14 protein-coding genes are annotated in these 20,957 nt (G+C 49.0%); 7 read left to right on the forward strand and 7 right to left on the reverse strand.

Going from position 1 to position 20,957, the window contains the following annotated elements; translation table 11 throughout:
* A complete protein-coding gene (locus FEK47_RS14120) occupies positions 1 to 1,968 on the reverse strand; it encodes an ATP-binding protein (protein ID WP_138183222.1) in 1,968 nt (655 codons plus the stop codon).
* Entirely contained in the window at positions 1,965 to 3,197 is a 1,233-nt protein-coding gene (locus FEK47_RS14125) for an ABC transporter substrate-binding protein (RefSeq protein ID WP_130258339.1), read from the reverse strand. Before FEK47_RS14125 ends, FEK47_RS14120 begins: the two co-directional genes overlap by 4 nt.
* 871 nt (positions 3,198 to 4,068) lie before the next feature.
* Between FEK47_RS14125 and FEK47_RS14130 the strand changes: the two genes are divergently transcribed.
* A complete protein-coding gene (locus FEK47_RS14130) occupies positions 4,069 to 5,454 on the forward strand; it encodes an MFS transporter (protein ID WP_135487052.1) in 1,386 nt (461 codons plus the stop codon).
* A gap of 164 nt (positions 5,455 to 5,618) precedes the next feature.
* On the opposite strand, the gene FEK47_RS14135 is transcribed toward FEK47_RS14130, so the two are convergent.
* A complete protein-coding gene (locus FEK47_RS14135) occupies positions 5,619 to 6,227 on the reverse strand; it encodes a YiiX family permuted papain-like enzyme (protein WP_135487053.1) in 609 nt (202 codons plus the stop codon).
* Positions 6,228 to 6,410: 183 nt separating this feature from the next.
* Positions 6,411 to 6,728: a met regulon transcriptional regulator MetJ gene (gene metJ / locus FEK47_RS14140; protein ID WP_000852812.1), complete on the reverse strand. Its 318-nt coding sequence runs from the start codon at positions 6,726 to 6,728 to the stop codon at positions 6,411 to 6,413.
* A 276-nt stretch (positions 6,729 to 7,004) separates the two neighbouring features.
* Here metJ and metB point away from each other — a divergent pair, with 276 nt between their 5' ends.
* Together metB and metL are read left to right on the forward strand one after the other, a co-directional pair.
* On the forward strand, positions 7,005 to 8,165 hold the full coding sequence (gene metB / locus FEK47_RS14145) for a cystathionine gamma-synthase (RefSeq protein WP_001295694.1): 1,161 nt from the start codon (positions 7,005 to 7,007) through the stop codon (positions 8,163 to 8,165).
* Positions 8,166 to 8,167: 2 nt separating this feature from the next.
* Entirely contained in the window at positions 8,168 to 10,600 is a 2,433-nt protein-coding gene (gene metL, locus FEK47_RS14150; protein ID WP_135487054.1) for a bifunctional aspartate kinase/homoserine dehydrogenase II, read from the forward strand.
* Here the strand turns inward: metL and FEK47_RS14155 are convergent.
* Complete coding sequence (locus FEK47_RS14155) at positions 10,564 to 11,694, reverse strand: cytoplasmic protein (protein WP_135487055.1); 1,131 nt, start codon at positions 11,692 to 11,694, stop codon at positions 10,564 to 10,566. The two genes, metL and FEK47_RS14155, sit on opposite strands and share 37 nt — an antisense overlap.
* A 132-nt stretch (positions 11,695 to 11,826) precedes the next feature.
* Here FEK47_RS14155 and FEK47_RS14160 point away from each other — a divergent pair, with 132 nt between their 5' ends.
* Positions 11,827 to 13,380, forward strand: coding sequence for a bifunctional UDP-sugar hydrolase/5'-nucleotidase (locus FEK47_RS14160; RefSeq protein WP_130215284.1), 1,554 nt, complete (start codon positions 11,827 to 11,829; stop codon positions 13,378 to 13,380).
* A 73-nt stretch (positions 13,381 to 13,453) separates the two neighbouring features.
* Here the strand turns inward: FEK47_RS14160 and malI are convergent, their stop codons facing one another.
* Both malI and FEK47_RS14170 read right to left on the reverse strand, forming a co-directional pair.
* Positions 13,454 to 14,470, reverse strand: a complete 1,017-nt coding sequence (gene malI, locus FEK47_RS14165) for a Mal regulon transcriptional regulator MalI (protein ID WP_135487056.1) — start codon at positions 14,468 to 14,470, stop codon at positions 13,454 to 13,456.
* Between the two features lie 87 nt (positions 14,471 to 14,557).
* Positions 14,558 to 16,057: a PTS transporter subunit EIIC gene (locus FEK47_RS14170; RefSeq protein WP_135487057.1), complete on the reverse strand. Its 1,500-nt coding sequence runs from the start codon at positions 16,055 to 16,057 to the stop codon at positions 14,558 to 14,560.
* 497 nt (positions 16,058 to 16,554) lie between these two features.
* On the opposite strand from FEK47_RS14170, the gene metF reads away from it, so the two are divergent.
* From metF to yijE, 3 genes are all read left to right on the forward strand, one after another.
* Complete coding sequence (metF, locus tag FEK47_RS14175) at positions 16,555 to 17,445, forward strand: methylenetetrahydrofolate reductase (RefSeq protein ID WP_130206580.1); 891 nt, start codon at positions 16,555 to 16,557, stop codon at positions 17,443 to 17,445.
* Positions 17,446 to 17,774: 329 nt separating this feature from the next.
* Positions 17,775 to 19,955: a catalase/peroxidase HPI gene (gene katG, locus FEK47_RS14180; protein ID WP_138183223.1), complete on the forward strand. Its 2,181-nt coding sequence runs from the start codon at positions 17,775 to 17,777 to the stop codon at positions 19,953 to 19,955.
* Between the two features lie 93 nt (positions 19,956 to 20,048).
* Entirely contained in the window at positions 20,049 to 20,954 is a 906-nt protein-coding gene (gene yijE / locus FEK47_RS14185; protein ID WP_001271242.1) for a cystine transporter YijE, read from the forward strand.
* The last annotated feature ends 3 nt before the right edge of the window (positions 20,955 to 20,957 follow it).

Genomic DNA, 20,957 nt, shown 5'->3' on the forward strand with positions numbered 1-20,957 from the left:
TTAAACTTTCCTGAAACATAGAATAACCAACGCATGGCGGTCGAGGGTTGACGCAATATATAGCTCTCCCTGGCACTGACGCATAATAGAATGACTAATCGAAAGACCAATACCTAAACCTACAGCTTTGTCAGTCGTAAACGGTGTTAATAGTCGATCAGCCAGAAGCACTGGCCAACCTTTTCCATTATCAGCAATATAGAGCGTTAACGTGGTATCTTCTTCTTCAAAGTTAATGGTTATTGTGGGCGGTTTTTCCTGACTGGCTTCCAGGGCATTCGTAAATAAATTAACTAAAACTTGTTGAATCAAAACATCGTCGCCATAAACGGCAGGAAAATTATCCGGGTAGTGAAGAGATGCTTTCAGTGGTCGATGTTTTAATGCCAGAAGCTCCCAGGATGAATAAATTACCGGCTGTAAATTAATTGCCCCACCTACGAGTTCACTATCGCGTCGGCGGGCGAAGTTTCGCAGTCGTTTAACGATATTATCCATGCGCTCAACCAGCGATCGCATCGTAACGATATAGTTTTTCGCCAAACCAGAGTCTTGTTGCTCTATAGCGCGATTGGCGCTGAACAGGTACATAGATAATGCATTAAGCGGTTGATTGATTTCATGTGCCAGTGTTGTCATTGTCTGCCCAACTACGGCCAGTTTGGCGGTTTGGATCAATTCACTTTGTGCGGTTCGCAGATTTTTTTCTGTCGCGATTCGATCACAGATTTCCTGCCCCAGTTGACGTTGCTGTTGATTAATTTGCTCTATCGTCTGGCGGAGTAGGTTGGCAATTCTACCAAGCTCATCATTGCCGGAGACTGGAATATCTGCATCGAGTTCACCGTTACTTAATTTGACGACGGCATCATTCAGTAAGCGAAAACGGCGGATCATCCTTGGTCGAATGTAGAAGTAATTCACCAGAATAACGAACAGTAAGGCCGTCACCATAGCGGCAAAAATCAGTAGTCCACTGATTTGCATTATTTTTTCTAATCGCAGATTGAAAGTTTGTAGCTGTTGATGGCTATTACCCAGTTGCGTTTCTAATTGGCCGCGTATTTGCGTAAATACACGCTCTTTATCCCTGATAGTATTCATAAGGGTCTGTTGAGCCTGCTGCCAGGCGGCCAGAGTTCCAGGTAGATAATTTTGCTGTGTACCCAGTTCCCACAGGGAATAAACTGTCTGGTGTAATGTAATAGTGCTGGAATAAGAAGCTAACGACCGCACATTTTCGTCAATGCTATGCTTCAAAAAATCCAGGTATTGAATATGTTGTCTTAACGACTCAGTATCATTGTTATGCGTGTTAAGCATCTCCTTTAAGGTACTGACGATTTCAGTTTCTATATGTGAGAGTTCGAAAACGAGCTGTAACTCGTTTTGAATAGATTGCAGTGCATTTTGCAACCCCTGGTTTTCGTGAAGATCTTTCCGTTGGCTGAGTTGATTGAGCAATGATGATTGTTGCCAACTTAAATCCTGAGTCAGGGAGTTGAGTTCATTATTGAAATCGTCATGCAACCAGTTAACTCTTGACGATATAACGTCGAGTTTTCCGTTTTCCTTATTGTGTTCATTCAATGCCTTATCGAGATTGCCAAGCAATTTGCGACTACTGGCGACCTGTTGGTTAAGCGCACTTTGATGTACTGAATCAAGATGGGGATTAATCGACTGAATTTTTTGTAGCCGTTGTTCAATTTGCTCTCTTACCTGAAGGCGGCTATCGGTGTTGGTTGTCTGTTGTAGCTCATTGAATTCATTTACCAATGCCGTAAGGTTTTCTTCAAAAAGAAATGAAGCCTGAATTCGTGGGAAATAATCGTCAAGTGCGTAGCGAACCTGGGAATTTTGTTCATGCCAGGAATAAAGGCTAACTACACTAACGAATAGCGTAAGAACGGCACTAAAAACAAAGGCGAGACGCAAGCTCGTCCCGATAGTATGTAGTTGTTTCACTTTAATGACTCAAGTTGTGAATTCACTAATTGCTGCTGCTGCAGGAAAAACTGCTGCCATGCCATAATCTGGGCTTCACGAAAACCTGATTGCAGCTCGAATTGCTGTAGATATGTTGGATTAACAGACTGTTGCGGGGTAATGGGAACCGCGGTTAATAGTGCGCGTACCTCTGGCAATGTCCGCTTAAGCCGATGTTCTGCGGCATATAATGCTTTCCAACTTTTCTGAAGCTCGGTAAGGCGAAAAGTAATCGCATAATCAAATAACAATTGCACGAGCTTTTGGCGTTGCATGATCAATGGGTAATCAAGCGAAGGAGATGCAAATAACCGCATTTGTTGGTCAGCGAGTGGAGTGCCGGAGGGCAGAGGATATACCGGATACTTCCCTGAATCAGAATCGCTCAGTGCTTGCTGGCCTTCCGGACTCAACAAGAAATCAATAAAACGTCCCGCCTCTTGTGGATGATTACTGCCTTCTGTAATGGCAATAAACATAGGCGCTGCGCGCGAGTTGGGGAAATAGCTGAAACGTAAAGTTGAATTATTAAGCAGTACGTTAGCGTAATTGTCGATTACCGGACCAGCGTCCCCCAATCCTGTGCTGATCTTATTTGCTACGCCGAAGCTACGCGATGAAATGGTGGCGAGATTACCGCCTATTTTCAGTAGTGTACTCCAACCGCTACTCCATCCTTGTTGTTGCAGAAGATCTTCAATCATCAGATGAGTCGTATCTGAACGAGAAGGACTGCTCATTAATAGCGTTCCTTGATAACGCGACTTACTTAATTCCTGCCATGACGTTGGCACAGGCTCTTTTTTGTCTTCCAGATGCGCCACATTGATAAGAATTCCGTAGCCCGATATGGCAACAGCAACGGTGGTTGAACGAATGGATTCTGGTACTAACTTTCTACTTGTTTCTATTTGATTATTAAATGGCTGAAGCAGATTTTTACTTTGTAACCGCTGTAGCAACATAGGGGATGAACTCAGTACCAGATCAATATTTTCACCCAATGGATTTTCCAGCAGGCGCTCAATAGATGCACTGGTTCGGTTGAGCGTACGGATTTTGGTTGCCTGTGGTTGCTTTTGCCATTGACTGATAATGTGCTCTGTCGCTTCCGAAGAAAGCGTTGTAGCAATCACTAATTCATGCGCTGAGGCAACGCTGATATATAAAATCCAACAGATTAGCGCTCTTTGTATAATGCGAATCATGTCAAAAATCCCATTAATAAGAGATAAATTCCTGGGCTGTAATCCATGTTGTTATCCATTAGTTAACATAAGCAACGAACTTCAAGCCATGTGTTTTTGTATTTGTAAATTATCATTAATTTGGCAAGCAACCAGCATTACTATATCCGCAAGTGACTGTTACGGAAATGCTCATTAATTAATTTCCACATTTTCGCTCTCAGATTCAGGTTCTGACTGTATAGCAGTAAAAAATGAAATTTTTTATTGGCGGCTTCAGCCCATTTTTTTACCCGTTGAGGATGGTAATAACAAGCACTATCGTGAATAGGGTCATCTGCGGTGGCCTGATGCAGACTTAGCGCCTCAGTAATCATGACGGAGTTCCAGTCTTCAGAAACCATAAAAAAGGCTTTAATTCGATTACAAATCCGCGTGTTACGACGGGTATCCTGAAGGTGTTCAGACTCTGTTTTTTGTTGTGCGGTGATGAAGGTTTTCATGTTGTGCAGCATGGTTCTCAGGCATAACAAGAACAAGTATCTTCAATGATCCCGATTATAGAGGCAAAATATGTGATTGAACTCAAAAAATGAAAATTTTAATAAAACTAATTTTTTTTAAATTGGGCCTGTTGTAACACGTTAAGATTTAAATAATAGCCATGTTGCATTTTCCAAAATCAAATATGGGAAAGAAATGGAACATTGGATTTGTTTTTTTGAGTCAGTTTTGACTCATTTGCCCTGTATTGTAACTTAAACTCTCTTGCTTCACTATCTTCAAAACTCACTAAGCAAAGGCTTTTTAAATACTCTTCAGAGAGTGGTAATGAGCATTGCTATGAATATTATTATTTGTTTAAACAACACTATGAACTGGAAGGTGATATATGCTTTCTTTATTGAAACCTAAAGTGACAACACATAAGGTTCCTGAAAGTGAAGTGAAAAGTACCTATAATCGTTACCGTATGCAGGCGTTATTCAGCGTATTTATCGGTTATCTTTCGTATTACATTGTCAGGAATAACTTTGTTCTCTCTACACCGTATTTAAAACAAGAGCTTAATCTTTCTGCGACGCAAATAGGGCTGTTAAGCAGTTGTATGCTGATCGCCTACGGTATTAGTAAAGGGATAATGAGCAGTCTGGCGGATAAAGCTAATCCCAAAGTATATATGGCAGTGGGTTTAATACTTTGTGCTCTCGTTAACGTGGCACTTGGTTTTAGTTTCGCATTCTGGATGTTTGCAGGACTTGTCATTCTGAATGGTTTCTTTCAGGGAATGGGTGTTGGCCCGTCGTTTATTACGATCGCCAACTGGTTTCCTCGTAAAGAACGGGGCATCGTCGGTGCGGTCTGGAATATTTCGCACAACGTGGGTGGCGGTATTGTTGCTCCGATTGTTGGCGGTGCATTTGCTGTGCTGGGGACTGAACACTGGAAAATAGCAACATATGTTATTCCAGCGATTGTCTCTGTTGTCATTGCTATCGTGGTACTGATGTCAGGTAAAGGTTCACCGGTAAGTGAAGGTTTGCCGCCATTAAACGAAATCGTTCCGGACGACGTCAGCATTAAAGCAAAAGATGATCGTGCGCCGGAAGATATGACTGCCTGGCAAATTTTTTGTACCTATGTGCTTAAAAATAAGAATGCCTGGTTTGTCTCTTTCGTTGATGTTTTTGTCTATATGGTGCGTTTCGGAATTATCAGCTGGTTACCTATTTATCTGTTAAGCGTGAAGCATTTTACGAAGACCGAAATGAGTACGGCATTTTTAATCTTCGAATGGGCGGCTATTCCAACGACATTATTTGCTGGCTGGTTGAGTGATAAATTATTTCATGGTCGCCGTATGCCGCCAGCGATTATCAGTATGGTATTAATTTTCTTCTGCCTGTTGGGCTACTGGAAAAGTGATTCTCTACTCTCTATTACTATTTTCGCTGCTTGCGTGGGCTGCCTTATCTATGTTCCGCAGTTCCTGGCCTCTGTTCAGACCATGGAAATTGTTCCCAGTTTTGCCGTGGGCTCCGCTGTCGGTTTGCGTGGTTTCATGAGCTATATTCTTGGAGCGACGCTTGGTACAAGCCTGTTTGGTATTATGGTCGATGAGGTTGGTTGGGATGGTGGTTTTTATCTTCTGCTTGCTGGTGTTATCTGTTGCATCATTTTCTGTACGTTAACGCACTTTGGTGCGATCGCTATGGAAAAACAACGTCAAAATGATGCTGAGACGTATCAACCAGAGCTTCAGACCCAAAAAAGCTAGGTTTTAGGGCCAGTCACGATGTGATTGGCCCACTCGCTTACTTTCATCACCGATTTTGCACCAGTTTGGTTGCGTAAAGCGCATTTCGAGTTATGGCAAAACGCGATTAACGTTTGCAGCGGGAACGACAATCCCGCTATACCAGCCGTGTTCACAGTAATCCATTACCACGAAAACAGCGGCCACTCTTTGGCGACGGTAGTGAGTTGTGGCGCATCGAAAAGGGCTTGTGGCGAAACCACCGTTTCCTCAAGCGGGATATTTTTACCGTAGCGTTCTTTAAGCTTTCCCTGGACCAGCGGGTTGCTGAGATCGAACTCTTTCAGCTTTTGCTGTTCACCCATGCGCATTCCCAGCGCGTTCTGATAAACCTTCCATACAACTTCCGAACAGTACTGGCGATCGTCGCTCCATGAGAAGCTGAAATCATACGGTTTACCGAGATAACGTTTTGCCGTTTGCGCCAGTTTTTGCTGTTGTTCGGTATTCAGTCCGCCTTCAACGCGGCGAACAATGTATTTGCCATCTTCACCGTGGGCTATCCATTGTTTGAGCGGGGTGTATTTCACCGGGCCGACTGCTTCAAAAACGTAAGGCTTTTTGTTGCGTATCACCAGCATACCGGTGTGGCTGTAATCGGAATGAGTTGCCAGTTGGATCGCTTTACTTTGCGATGAGCGAGAGATCTGAAAGATGATGTCGCCGGTTTGCGGCTGCCAGGCAAAGGCAGGTACAGAAACCAGCAGGCTGAGGATCAGCAGCCTGTTTTTCATAGTTAAACGTCCATGTATAAAAAGCGGTGGGTCGCAGACAACGTGCTCGTTGTTTATGCCGGATGCGGCGTGAACGCCTTATCTGGCCTACAAGTTCGTGCAAATTCAATAAATTGCAATATGACGTAGGCCTGATAAGCGTAGCGCATCAGGCGATTCCACTCCGCGCCGCTCTTTTCCGCATTAGTATTCCCACGTCTCCGGGTTAATCCCCATCTCACGCATGATCTCTTTTGCCGCTTCCGGAATTTCGTCGCTGCGCTCTTTACGCAGGTCGGCATCATCCGGCAGAGGTTGCCCGGTAAAGGCATGCAGAAACGCTTCGCACAGCAGTTCGCTGTTGGTAGCGTGACGCAGGTTGTTCACCTGACGACGCGTGCGTTCATCGGTGAGGATTTTTAACACCTTAAGAGGAATGGAAACCGTAATCTTTTTGACTTGTTCACTCTTCTTGCCGTGCTCAGCGTATGGGCTGATATATTCGCCGCTCCATTCAGCCATGAGATACTTAATCCTCTTCGTCAATAAATTGAAACCAGACCACACAATTAATGTGGGTAATGGCCATAAACCCGCATAGTTTACCGTACAGGCGCTACCGTGACATCGTGTAATGCACCTGTCGGCGTGATAATGCATGTAATTTTAACGGTTATTGGGGAATTGCTCAATCTATACGCAAAGAAGTTTAGATGTCCAGATGTATTGACGTCCATTAACACAATGTTTACTCTGGTGCCTGACTTTTCACCGACAAAGCCCAGGGAACTTCATCACATGACGCGTAAACAGGCCACCATCGCAGTGCGTAGCGGGTTAAATGACGACGAACAGTATGGTTGCGTTGTCCCTCCGATCCATCTTTCCAGCACCTATAACTTTACCGGATTTAACGAGCCGCGCGCGCATGATTACTCGCGTCGCGGCAACCCAACGCGCGATGTGGTTCAGCGGGCACTGGCAGAACTGGAAGGTGGTGCTGGTGCAGTGCTTACTAATACCGGCATGTCCGCGATCCACCTGGTGACTACCGTCTTTTTGAAACCCGGCGATCTGCTGGTTGCGCCACACGACTGCTACGGCGGCAGCTATCGCCTGTTCGACAGCCTGGCGAAACGCGGTTGCTATCGCGTGTTGTTTGTTGATCAAGGCGATGAACAGGCATTACGGGCAGCGCTGGCAGAAAAACCCAAACTGGTACTGGTAGAAAGCCCAAGTAATCCATTGTTACGCGTCGTGGATATTGCGAAAATCTGCCATCTGGCAAGGGAAGTCGGGGCGGTGAGCGTGGTGGATAACACCTTCTTAAGCCCGGCATTACAAAATCCGCTGGCATTGGGTGCCGATCTGGTGTTGCATTCATGTACGAAATATCTGAACGGTCACTCTGACGTGGTGGCTGGCGTGGTGATTGCTAAAGACCCGGACGTTGTCACTGAACTTGCCTGGTGGGCAAACAATATTGGCGTGACGGGCGGCGCGTTTGACAGCTATCTGCTGCTACGCGGGTTGCGAACGCTGGTGCCGCGTATGGAGCTGGCGCAGCGCAACGCGCAGGCGATTGTGAAATATCTGCAAACCCAGCCGTTGGTGAAAAAACTGTATCACCCGTCGCTGCCGGAAAATCAGGGGCATGAAATTGCCGCGCGTCAGCAAAAAGGCTTTGGCGCAATGTTGAGTTTTGAACTGGATGGCGATGAGCAGACGCTGCGTCGTTTCCTGGGCGGGCTGTCGTTGTTTACGCTGGCGGAATCATTAGGGGGAGTGGAAAGTTTAATCTCTCACGCCGCAACCATGACACATGCAGGCATGGCACCAGAAGCGCGTGCTGCCGCCGGGATCTCCGAGACGCTGCTGCGTATCTCCACCGGTATTGAAGATGGCGAAGATTTAATTGCCGACCTGGAAAATGGCTTCCGGGCTGCAAACAAGGGGTAAAAATGAGTGTGATTGCGCAGGCAGGGGCGAAAGGTCGTCAACTGCATAAATTTGGTGGCAGTAGTCTGGCTGATGTGAAGTGTTATTTGCGTGTCGCGGGCATTATGGCGGAGTACTCTCAGCCTGACGATATGATGGTGGTTTCCGCCGCCGGTAGCACCACTAACCAGTTGATTAACTGGTTGAAACTAAGCCAGACCGATCGTCTCTCTGCGCATCAGGTTCAACAAACGCTGCGTCGCTATCAGTGCGATCTGATTAGCGGCTTGTTACCCGCCGAAGAAGCCGATAGCCTCATTAGCGCTTTTGTCAGCGATCTGGAACGCCTGGCGGCGTTGCTCGACAGCGGTATCACCGATGCGGTGTATGCGGAAGTGGTGGGCCACGGTGAAGTGTGGTCGTCGCGCCTGATGTCTGCGGTACTTAATCAACAAGGATTGCCAGCAGCCTGGCTTGATGCCCGCGAGTTTTTACGCGCTGAACGCGCTGCGCAACCGCAGGTTGATGAAGGACTTTCTTACCCGCTGCTGCAACAACTGCTGGTGCAACATCCGGGCAAACGCCTGGTAGTGACCGGGTTTATCAGCCGTAACAACGCCGGTGAAACGGTGCTGCTGGGGCGTAACGGTTCCGACTATTCCGCGACACAAATCGGTGCGCTGGCGGGTGTTTCTCGCGTAACCATCTGGAGCGACGTCGCCGGGGTATACAGTGCCGACCCGCGTAAAGTGAAAGATGCTTGCCTGCTGCCGTTGCTGCGTCTGGATGAAGCCAGCGAACTGGCGCGCCTGGCGGCTCCCGTTCTTCACGCCCGTACTTTACAGCCAGTTTCTGGCAGCGAAATCGACCTGCAACTGCGCTGTAGCTACACGCCAGATCAAGGCTCCACGCGCATTGAACGCGTGCTGGCTTCCGGTACTGGCGCGCGTATTGTTACCAGCCACGACGATGTCTGTTTGATTGAATTTCAGGTGCCTACCAGTCAGGATTTCAAACTGGCGCATAAAGAGATCGACCAAATCCTGAAACGCGCTCAGGTGCGTCCACTGGCGGTTGGCGTGCATAACGATCGCCAGTTGCTGCAATTTTGCTACACCTCAGAAGTCGCTGACAGTGCGCTGAAAATCCTCGACGAAGCGGGATTACCTGGCGAACTGCGCCTGCGTCAGGGGCTGGCGCTGGTGGCGATGGTCGGGGCAGGTGTCACCCGTAACCCGCTGCATTGCCACCGCTTCTGGCAGCAGCTGAAAGGCCAGCCGGTCGAATTTACCTGGCAGTCGGATGACGGCATCAGCCTGGTGGCAGTACTGCGCACCGGACCGACCGAAAGCCTGATTCAGGGCCTGCATCAGTCCGTCTTCCGCGCGGAAAAACGCATCGGACTGGTATTGTTCGGCAAGGGCAATATCGGTTCCCGCTGGCTGGAACTGTTCGCTCGTGAGCAGAGTACGCTTTCGGCGCGTACCGGCTTTGAATTTGTGCTGGCAGGCGTGGTGGACAGCCGCCGCAGCCTGTTGAGCTATGACGGGCTGGATGCCAGCCGCGCGTTAGCCTTCTTCAACGACGAAGCCGTCGAGCAGGATGAAGAGTCGCTGTTCCTGTGGATGCGCGCCCATCCGTATGATGATTTAGTGGTGCTGGACGTTACCGCCAGCCAGCAGCTGGCTGACCAGTATCTTGATTTCGCCAGCCACGGTTTCCACGTCATCAGTGCCAACAAACTGGCGGGAGCAAGCGACAGCAACAAATATCGCCAGATCCACGACGCCTTCGAAAAAACCGGGCGTCACTGGCTATACAACGCCACCGTTGGTGCGGGCTTGCCGATCAACCATACCGTGCGCGATCTGATCGACAGCGGCGATACTATTTTGTCGATCAGTGGGATCTTCTCCGGCACGCTCTCCTGGCTGTTCCTGCAATTCGACGGTAGCGTGCCGTTTACCGAGCTGGTGGATCAGGCGTGGCAGCAGGGCTTAACCGAACCTGACCCGCGTGACGATCTCTCTGGCAAAGACGTGATGCGCAAGCTGGTGATTCTGGCGCGTGAAGCAGGTTACAACATCGAACCGGATCAGGTACGCGTGGAGTCGCTGGTGCCTGCCCATTGCGAAGGCGGCAGCATCGACCATTTCTTTGAAAATGGCGATGAACTTAACGAGCAGATGGTGCAACGGCTGGAAGCGGCCCGCGAAATGGGGCTGGTGCTGCGCTACGTGGCGCGTTTCGATGCCAATGGCAAAGCGCGTGTGGGCGTGGAAGCGGTGCGGGAAGATCATCCGCTGGCATCACTGCTGCCGTGCGATAACGTCTTTGCCATCGAAAGCCGCTGGTATCGCGACAACCCACTGGTGATCCGTGGGCCTGGCGCGGGGCGCGACGTCACCGCTGGGGCGATTCAGTCGGATATCAACCGGCTGGCGCAGTTGTTGTAATCCTGAGCCAGAGAAAGCAGTATTTGCGTAACGCGCCCTGCGGAAAGCGGGGTGCTGTGAGTAAATACTGCTTGTTTATGTAGCCAGTCGATAAAATGTCTGCTGGTTGCCAAAGAGAGCATTTCAGCTTTGCTACTCTTTCCGCCCGTTAATGCACATACCATTTTACGATTTTTTCCCTGCTCCCAGAGTTGCCACTGATTTTTCCACCAGCCGTGATAAGTTGTTCCCTGAAAACGCCAGGGCATATTATCGGTATAGTCAGTTATTTCCTCTTCAATAAACCAAATTTCACCTTGCTGTTGGCGAAACAGATCAGCCCAGACCGTAATAATTGCGCCTCTTAAAAAACACTCGTGTGAAATAACATGAGTTTTAACTGTCGGGAATAAAATATTCAGTACTCTGAAATGCCCGTGTGCAGTGATAACCGGACGCAGAATAGCGCCTTTGGCATTGCGCTTGAGCGCTGCGCTGCCATACTGAATTTCATCAAACTGACTGCGGCGTAGAAATTGTGCTTCGCGCATATCAACGCGGTGTACGATATTGCTATCGTATAGCTCTGATTCTGCTTTTCCTTTAAATCGGTAATGCAGGCTTTCTCCCGCTTGATGCTGCGTGTAATTAGTAGAGAGATGAAGAATATTTCCGTGAATAGCATCGAAACTCATTAAAACATACAGTTTCTGCCCGCCGCTGGCTCCCTGAAATGGCACCAGAAGAGCAACCGTTTCGATTATTTCTGGAGGCGTTATTTCTTTCTGATATTGTTTGGGCGTCCAGACCTTTTTGCAGTTACGGCATTGAATGCGTTGCGAACCCTGTGGATTGTGACCATAACAAATCGTCTCTGTGCCATAACATACCGGGCAGAAATGGCCCTTTTCAGAGGCCCACGTAGATAAGTGAACTGACAACCAGTCACGAAATTGTTGTTCGTCAAACAACGGTGGGTAGCTTCCACATGCCCGGCAGTGCAATGCTGCATAACCCAGTCGATAGTCAGGCCAGCTGTAATCTGTCGATGTTGACCGTCCTAAATTACGGCAACCAAACGACTTGCAGGCATTAATCGTAAACAGAGTCGACATATATCACCAACGATTTCACAAGGTCGTTGATTTTGTCCGGCAACGCTCCCTTGTGGATGTGATTACTCTCACATAAATAACTCTTTCAGAACGTAATGTAGCAATCCTTTAAATCACTGAAAGGGACTATTTATGAAAATTAAAATACTTGCTGCGGGTATCGCATTAACACTGCCGTTCTGGGCTTGCGCCAAAGATGTCACTATCATTTATACCAACGATCTCCATGCACATGTAGAACCTTATAAAGTGCCGTGGATTGCTGACGGTAAACGAGATATTGGCGGCTGGGCAAATATCACTACGCTGGTTAAACAAGAAAAAGCAAAAAATAAAGCGACATGGTTTTTTGATGCGGGTGACTATTTTACCGGGCCCTATATCAGCAGCCTGACCAAAGGCAAAGCTATTATCGATATTATGAATACCATGCCATTTGATGTCGCCACAATAGGCAACCATGAATTTGACCACGGCTGGGACAACACATTATTACAGTTGAGTCAGGCAAAATTCCCTATTGTGCAGGGCAATATTTTTTATCAGAACAGCAGTAAATCATTCTGGGATAAGCCCTATACCATCATCGAAAAAGACGGCGTGAAAATTGGCGTTATAGGTTTGCACGGAGTATTTGCCTTTAATGACACGGTATCCGCTGCCACGCGAGTGGGTATTGAGGCGCGCGATGAAATTAAATGGCTACAACGTTATATCGATGAACTCAAAGGCAAGGTTGATTTGACCGTCGCCCTGATCCACGAAGGTGTTCCGGCCCGCCAGTCCAGTATGGGAGGCACGGATGTGCGTCGCGCGTTGGATAAAGATATTCAGACAGCAAGTCAGGTGAAAGGGCTGGATATTTTGATCACCGGACATGCGCATGTGGGTACGCCGGAACCGATTAAAGTCGGCAATACGCTGATCCTCTCTACTGACAGTGGCGGGATTGATGTGGGTAAACTGGTGCTGGACTACAAAGAGAAGCCGCATAAATTTACGGTGAAAAGCTTCGAGCTTAAAACCATTTACGCCGACGAGTGGAAGCCCGATCCACAAACGAAACAGGTGATTGACGGCTGGAATAAAAAGCTTGATGAAGTGGTGCAACAAACGGTGGCGCAATCGCCGGTTGAATTAAAACGTGCCTATGGTGAATCGGCATCCCTCGGGAACCTGGCGGCTGACGCTTTACTGGTAGCGGCGGGTAAAAACACCCAATTGGCTTTAACCAACTCTGGTGGTATCCGCAATGAGATCCCCGCAGGGGCGATTACGATGGGCGGCGTCATCAGTACCTTCCCGTTCCCCAACGAACTGGTGACGATGGATCTCACGGGTAAACAATTACGCAGTTTGATGGAACACGGAGCAAGTTTAAGTAATGGCGTTTTACAGGTATCGAAAGGCCTGGAAATGAAGTACGACAGCAGTAAGCCGGTTGGTCAGCGGGTTATCTCACTGACTCTGAATGGCAAACCGATTGAAGATGCGACGGTTTACCCTATTGCTACTCAAAGTTTCCTTGCTGATGGTGGGGATGGTTTCACCGCCTTTACCGAAGGGAAAGCGCGTAACACAACGGGCGGTTATTACGTTTATCACGCCGTGGTTGATTACTTCAAAGCGGGCAATACCATCACGGATGAACAGCTCAACGGTATGCGAGTGAAAGATATCAAGTAAACATACGCATTGAGTTGGTTTACACCTTATTGCCGGATGATGATATCGACGTATATCTCATTCGGCATTTGTATTACGCCGATTCCCGCACCACCAGTTGCCCGGAAAGCGCAATTCTTTGGGTTTGCAAATCCGGGTCTTTTAATTTGCGAATCATCAGGGTCGCTGCCTGGCGTCCGGTTTCTTCACTGGCGGAAGATACATAGGTGAAAACAGGAGAGGTCAGGTTGATATGCAGCATATCTTCAAAACCAATTAGCGCTACCTGCTGGGTCAGAAAGACGTCTTTCCCGACGGTGCGCCCCACCTGATGTATGCCGTTGATGCTGCCAATCATAGCGTCGGGCGAATGGCAGAGCAGGGCGGTAATGGCGTTGTTATTTTCCAGCAACTGGCGCGTTGCTATGCTGGCAGCCCAGGTGTCACCGTCACAGGCTGGCGTGAACTCGTCACGACCAGCAATGCCAAATTTTGCCAGGGTCTGGCGAAAACCAACCAGTCGCTGCTGACGGATAAGATCACTTTCTCTGCCACCGAGATAGGCAATGTAACGATGGCCGCGCTCAATTAAATAACGTGTGGCAAGACTTGCTGCCTGCTGGTTGTCACGCAACACCAGGTTGCACTCATCTTTGATAGGCGTTTGTGACGCGACAACAAGGGGAAGCGAACACTGGCGGATTAGTGTGGGGAGGGTTTCACGATGCACATCGGAAGCCAGATAAATCACTCCGGCAACACCTTGTTGTTTGAAGGAAAGTAAACAACGTTCAAGATGTTCATGTTCGTTCTGTGGTTGCCCAAGGAATACCATATAGCCCCTGGCTTCCAGTTCCTGAACAATGCTGGCCATCACTTTGATGGAAAAGCTATCGCTAAAATCACGTAAAATCAGTCCGATAAGATTTGAAGTGTGGGAACGTAAATTGGCGGCGGCAACATTATGCACGTAGCCCAGTTCGTCAATAGCAGCATGAACTTTCCCGATGGTCGCCTCCGAGATTTTCCCTTTCTGGCGCAACACTAGCGACACAGTAGAGACGGAAACTCCGGCTCTTTTGGCAACATCAATTATGCTGACTTTCTTCAAACTCACTCCCTGAACAACGTTGATTCTTTAAATAGCAAGAAGGTTCTGGTCAGGGACCAGAACCTCTGACATCGAGTAATCTTAAGGCTATTTACCGATCATCGTCGACATGGTTTGCGCGATAAATTGCGCTCGCGCGCCAAAAATGACCTGAATGCCGTTATCGCCGACAAAAACCACGCCACGGGCGCCAATATTATTCAGACCATCCTGATCCACCGCTTCTTTATCAGAGACTTCCAGACGTAAACGCGTGATGCAGGAGCCTACCGATTTAATGTTTTGCTGACCGCCAAGTAGCGTGATGATTTCTGTTGCCAGCTCGTCATCGGTTTTATCATTAGCGCTAACCGTAGTTTCGGTACGACCAGGCGTTTTTACATCAAAACGACGAATAACAAAGCGGAAGGTGAAGTAGTAGATCACCGCCATTGGCACGCCGACGATAATGGCGCTCAGGAAGTTGGTTTCGTAGCCGTTAAATGATGGCAGGATGCCAAACGAAATATAATCGATAAGCCCTGCCGAGAAGGATTTTGCAATGTGGGCATGGAGCAGATACATCGCCATATAGGAGAGGCCAGCCATTATCGCGTTGAATACGTACAGTACCGGTGCCACGAAAATAAAGGTAAATTCAACGGGTTCTGTAATACCTGTCAGGAAACAGGTTAATGCGGCAGAGAACAGAATACCGGCGGCAATTTTCTTATTTTTGGTGTGTGCTTCATGGTACATCGCCAGACACGCCGCAGGCAGCGCGAACAGCATGAGCGGGAACTCGCCCTGTAAAAACTTACCTGCGTTATGGTAGCTGTCGCTACTGAACGATTTCACACCTTCTTCCAGCATTTTGAACCAAATTGTTTGGTCACCGTGGATTGTTTGCCCTGCCTGGGTGGTGTAATCACCAAAAGAGTACCAGAACGACGGATACCAGATGTGGTGCAGCCCAAGCGGAATGAGCGCACGTTCTGTCACACCAAAAATAAAGGTCGATGCCGCCTGGTTATCACCATTGACGATAACTGATAGTGCATCGATTCCCGACTGAATATGTTGCCAGACATAGGGTAGTAACAAGCCAAGGATGAAGGAAAGAAAAGCCGTCGCGATAGCGACAAAGCGTTTTCCGGAGAAAAAACCAAGGAATTCTGGCAATTGCATGGTATGAAAACGGTTGTAACACCACGCTGCCAGAATCCCGCATATCAGGCCGCCAAAAACGCCCATTTGCAGTGTTGGGATCCCCACCACCATCGCGTATTTGCCGCCTTGCCCGGCCATTTCTGGCGTGATGCTAAGTACGGTGCTGATGGTGATATTGGTGACAAAAACGGAAACGGCTGCGGATAACGCCGCAATTCCTGATTCAGAAGCCAGCCCTACGGCGGAACCGATAGCAAAAAGCATCGGCAAGTTATCAAAAATAATGCCGCCTGCATTCATCATCAACGGCAAATGGAATTTATCGCCGAACGCCAGTAACAACCCAGCGGCAGGCAGAAGCGAAATTGGCAGCATTAGCGCGCGACCAATCATCGACAATTTAGAAAGTGACTTCACGAAACTCGACATCAGATTCATGCTGATTTCCCCCGAATAGCGCATAAATCTGCGCGAATTAGTCTTTTTTGTATAAGTAGAACGTTCTAGTAGAACGTTCTACTTATCGTGGGGGATGCATAATTGCTCTGCAACATAATTTTGGAGGAATTGTTAATAGTTTGAAGTAGTTCAAATAATAAACATGCAGTATTGAATGCAAATTATGGTATCTATTTGTTTTATTTAAATAAGTGTCCAGCTAACACTGACGAGCATATTAATTAACTCTTATTTAAATAAATTTGAAGCCGATGGCTTATCCGTTTATTCATTACTTCGCGCGCGATAATGCGAGAGAACCCATTTACTCCCACATTCAAATGAAGAAAATTCATCTTCACTGATTATTCCTCACCATCATGGGGCATTTTTCGGTTGACGCCCCTCGGCTTTTCCTTCATCTTTACATCTGGACGTCTAAATGGATAGATGTTCACAACACAACATATAACTACAAGCGATTGATGAGGTAAGGTATGAGCTTTTTTCACGCCAGCCAGCGGGATGCCCTGAATCAGAGCCTGGCCGAAGTCCAGGGGCAGATTAATGTTTCGTTCGAATTTTTCCCGCCGCGTACCAGTGAAATGGAGCAGACCCTGTGGAACTCCATCGATCGTCTTAGCAGCCTGAAACCGAAATTTGTTTCAGTGACCTATGGCGCAAACTCCGGCGAGCGCGACCGTACGCACAGCATTATTAAAGGCATTAAAGACCGTACGGGTCTGGAGGCTGCGCCGCATCTCACCTGCATTGATGCGACGCCTGACGAGCTGCGGACCATCGCCCGCGACTACTGGAATAACGGTATTCGCCATATCGTGGCGCTGCGTGGCGACCTGCCGCCGGGAAGCGGTAAGCCGGAAATGTATGCCTCTGACCTGGTGACGCTGTTAAAAGACGTCGCGGATTTCGATATCTCCGTGGCGGCGTATCCGGAGGTTCACCCGGAAGCAAAAAGCGCTCAGGCGGATTTGCTCAACCTGAAACGCAAAGTCGATGCCGGAGCCAATCGCGCGATTACTCAGTTCTTCTTCGATGTCGAAAGCTACCTGCGTTTTCGTGATCGTTGTGTTTCGGCGGGTATTGATGTGGAAATCATTCCGGGCATTTTGCCAGTATCTAACTTTAAACAGGCGAAGAAATTTGCTGACATGACCAACGTGCGTATTCCGGCGTGGATGGCTCAAATGTTCGACGGGCTGGATGATGACGCCGAAACTCGCAAGCTGGTGGGCGCAAATATCGCCATGGATATGGTGAAGATTTTAAGCCGTGAAGGGGTGAAAGATTTCCACTTCTATACGCTTAATCGCGCTGAAATGAGTTACGCGATTTGCCATACGCTGGGTGTTCGACCTGGTTTATAAATATTGTGGCTTTTGTAAAAATCACACAGTGATCACAAATTTTAAACAGAGCACAAAATGCTGCCTCGAAATGAGGATGGGAAAATAAGGCAGTCAGCCTTGTTTTCTCCCTCCTTCCTTGAAGGATACGAAGCTAAAAACCCTTTTTTATAAAGCATTTGTCCGAAATCAGACATACTCATAAAGGCTTAATTACGATCAATTTGATCTACATCTCTTTAACCAACAATATGTAAGATCTCAACTATCGCATCCGTGGATTAATTCAATTATAACTTCTCTCTAACGCTGTGTATCGTAACGGTAACACTGTAGAGGGGAGCACATTGATGAGCACGTCAGACGATATCCATAACACAACAGCCACCGGCAAATGCCCGTTCCATCAGGGCGGTCATGACCAGAGCGCGGGGGCGGGCACCACTACTCGCGACTGGTGGCCAAATCAACTCCGTGTTGACCTGTTAAACCAACATTCTAATCGTTCTAACCCACTGGGTGAGGACTTTGACTACCGCAAAGAATTCAGCAAATTAGATTACTACGGTCTGAAAAAAGATCTGAAAGCCCTGCTGACAGAATCTCAGCCGTGGTGGCCAGCAGACTGGGGCAGCTACGCCGGTCTGTTTATTCGTATGGCCTGGCACGGCGCGGGTACTTACCGTTCAATCGATGGTCGCGGCGGCGCGGGTCGTGGTCAGCAGCGTTTTGCACCGCTGAACTCTTGGCCGGATAACGTCAGCCTCGATAAAGCGCGTCGCCTGTTGTGGCCAATCAAACAGAAATATGGTCAGAAAATCTCCTGGGCCGACCTGTTTATCCTCGCGGGTAACGTGGCGCTGGAAAACTCCGGCTTCCGTACCTTCGGTTTTGGTGCCGGTCGTGAAGACGTCTGGGAACCGGATCTGGATGTTAACTGGGGTGATGAAAAAGCCTGGCTGACCCACCGTCATCCGGAAGCGCTGGCGAAAGCACCGCTGGGCGCAACCGAGATGGGCCTGATTTACGTTAACCCGGAAGGCCCGGATCACAGCGGTGAACCGCTTTCTGCGGCTGCGGCTATCCGCGCGACCTTCGGCAACATGGGTATGAACGACGAAGAAACCGTGGCGCTGATTGCGGGTGGTCATACGCTGGGTAAAACCCACGGTGCCGGTCCGACATCAAACGTAGGTCCTGATCCAGAAGCTGCACCGATTGAAGAACAAGGTTTAGGCTGGGCGAGCACTTACGGCAGCGGCGTTGGCGCAGATGCCATTACCTCTGGTCTGGAAGTAGTCTGGACCCAGACGCCGACCCAGTGGAGCAACTATTTCTTCGAAAACCTGTTCAAGTATGAGTGGGTACAGACTCGCAGCCCGGCTGGCGCAATCCAGTTCGAAGCGGTAGACGCACCGGAAATTATCCCGGATCCGTTTGATCCGTCGAAAAAACGTAAACCGACGATGCTGGTGACCGACCTGACGCTGCGTTTTGATCCAGAGTTCGAGAAGATTTCTCGTCGCTTCCTCAACGATCCGCAGGCGTTCAACGAAGCCTTTGCCCGTGCCTGGTTTAAACTGACGCACAGGGATATGGGGCCGAAATCTCGCTACATCGGGCCGGAAGTACCGAAAGAAGATCTGATCTGGCAAGATCCGCTGCCGCAGCCGATCTACAACCCGACCGAGCAGGACATTATCGATCTGAAATTTGCGATTGCGGATTCTGGTCTGTCTGTCAGCGAACTGGTATCGGTGGCCTGGGCGTCTGCTTCTACCTTCCGTGGTGGCGACAAACGCGGTGGTGCCAACGGTGCGCGTCTGGCATTAATGCCGCAACGTGACTGGGATGTGAACGCCGCAGCCGTTCGTGCTCTGCCAGTTCTGGAGAAAATCCAGAAAGAGTCTGGTAAAGCCTCGCTGGCGGATATCATCGTGCTGGCTGGTGTGGTTGGCGTTGAGAAAGCCGCAAGCGCCGCTGGTTTGAGCATTCATGTACCGTTTACGCCGGGCCGCGTTGATGCGCGTCAGGATCAGACTGACATTGAAATGTTCGAACTGCTGGAGCCAATTGCTGACGGTTTCCGTAACTATCGCGCTCGTCTGGACGTTTCCACCACCGAGTCACTGCTGATTGATAAAGCCCAGCAACTGACGCTGACCGCGCCGGAAATGACCGCGCTGGTGGGTGGGATGCGTGTACTGGGTGCCAACTTCGATGGCAGCAAAAACGGCGTCTTCACTGACCGCGTTGGCGTATTGAGCAATGACTTCTTCGTGAACTTGCTGGATATGCGTTACGAGTGGAAAGCGGCGGACGAATCGAAAGAGCTGTTCGAAGGCCGTGACCGTGAAACTGGCGAAGTGAAATACACAGCCAGCCGTGCGGATCTGGTATTTGGTTCTAACTCTGTCCTGCGTGCGGTGGCTGAAGTTTACGCCAGCAGCGATGCCCACGAGAAGTTTGTTAAAGACTTCGTGGCGGCATGGGTGAAAGTGATGAACCTCGACCGTTTCGACCTGCTGTAATCTGACCTTCTTCAGCGACTGCCTTTCAGGCAGTCGCTGAAGTTTCTTTACCGGCGTATAGTGTCCACAGGAAAACTACACACTGGATCTCTCATGTCTGCCGCAGGAAAGAGCAACCCACTGGCAATCAGTGGCCTGGTTGTGCTCACACTTATCTGGAGTTATAGCTGGATTTTCATGAAGCAAGTCACCAGCTACATCGGTGCCTTCGACTTCACCGCCTTACGCTGCATTTTCGGCGCTCTCGTTTTATTCATCGTCCTTTTATTACGTGGTCGCGGAATGCGCCCGACGCCGTTTAAGTACACCTTAGCCATTGCCCTGTTACAAACCTGCGGGATGGTTGGTCTGGCGCAGTGGGCGCTGGTCAGCGGCGGAGCGGGGAAAGTGGCGATCCTGAGCTATACCATGCCGTTCTGGGTGGTGATTTTCGCCGCGTTGTTTCTCGGTGAACGCCTGCGACGTGGGCAATATTTCGCGATTCTGATTGCCGCTTTCGGTTTATTTTTGGTGTTGCAGCCGTGGCAACTCGATTTCTCTTCGATGAAAAGCGCCATGCTGGCGATCCTCTCCGGTGTCAGTTGGGGGGCGAGCGCCATTGTCGCTAAACGCCTTTACGCCCGTCATCCGCGCGTGGATTTATTGTCGTTAACATCCTGGCAGATGCTGTATGCGGCGCTGGTGATGAGTGTGGTCGCTTTACTGGTACCGCAACGTGAAATTGACTGGCAGCCCACCGTGTTCTGGGCGCTGGCCTACAGTGCGATTCTGGCGACGGCGCTGGCGTGGAGCTTATGGTTGTTTGTATTGAAAAACTTGCCTGCCAGTATTGCCAGCTTAAGTACTCTGGCGGTTCCCGTTTGCGGCGTACTCTTTTCCTGGTGGCTGCTCGGTGAAAATCCTGGTGCGGTTGAAGGTAGCGGTATTGTGCTGATTGTGCTGGCACTGGCGCTGGTGAGCCGTAAGAAAAAAGAAGCCGTCAGTGTAAAAAGGATCTGAATT

This window comes from Escherichia sp. E3659 (genome assembly GCF_005781135.1).
In the GTDB taxonomy this organism is placed as follows: Bacteria; Pseudomonadota; Gammaproteobacteria; order Enterobacterales; family Enterobacteriaceae; genus Escherichia.

Bases quoted from the DNA above. Each gene is read 5' to 3' on its own strand.
- metF (WP_130206580.1), top strand. From the start codon at position 16,555: ATGAGCTTTTTTCACGCCAGCCAGCGGGATGCCCTGAATCAGAGCCTG.
- FEK47_RS14130 (WP_135487052.1), top strand. From the start codon at position 4,069: ATGCTTTCTTTATTGAAACCTAAAGTGACAACACATAAGGTTCCTGAA.
- metJ (WP_000852812.1), bottom strand. From the start codon at position 6,728: ATGGCTGAATGGAGCGGCGAATATATCAGCCCATACGCTGAGCACGGC.
- yijE (WP_001271242.1), top strand. From the start codon at position 20,049: ATGTCTGCCGCAGGAAAGAGCAACCCACTGGCAATCAGTGGCCTGGTT.
- FEK47_RS14160 (WP_130215284.1), top strand. From the start codon at position 11,827: ATGAAAATTAAAATACTTGCTGCGGGTATCGCATTAACACTGCCGTTC.
- FEK47_RS14155 (WP_135487055.1), bottom strand. From the start codon at position 11,694: ATGTCGACTCTGTTTACGATTAATGCCTGCAAGTCGTTTGGTTGCCGT.
- metB (WP_001295694.1), top strand. From the start codon at position 7,005: ATGACGCGTAAACAGGCCACCATCGCAGTGCGTAGCGGGTTAAATGAC.
- katG (WP_138183223.1), top strand. From the start codon at position 17,775: ATGAGCACGTCAGACGATATCCATAACACAACAGCCACCGGCAAATGC.
- FEK47_RS14125 (WP_130258339.1), bottom strand. From the start codon at position 3,197: ATGATTCGCATTATACAAAGAGCGCTAATCTGTTGGATTTTATATATC.
- FEK47_RS14170 (WP_135487057.1), bottom strand. From the start codon at position 16,057: ATGAATCTGATGTCGAGTTTCGTGAAGTCACTTTCTAAATTGTCGATG.
- FEK47_RS14135 (WP_135487053.1), bottom strand. From the start codon at position 6,227: ATGAAAAACAGGCTGCTGATCCTCAGCCTGCTGGTTTCTGTACCTGCC.
- metL (WP_135487054.1), top strand. From the start codon at position 8,168: ATGAGTGTGATTGCGCAGGCAGGGGCGAAAGGTCGTCAACTGCATAAA.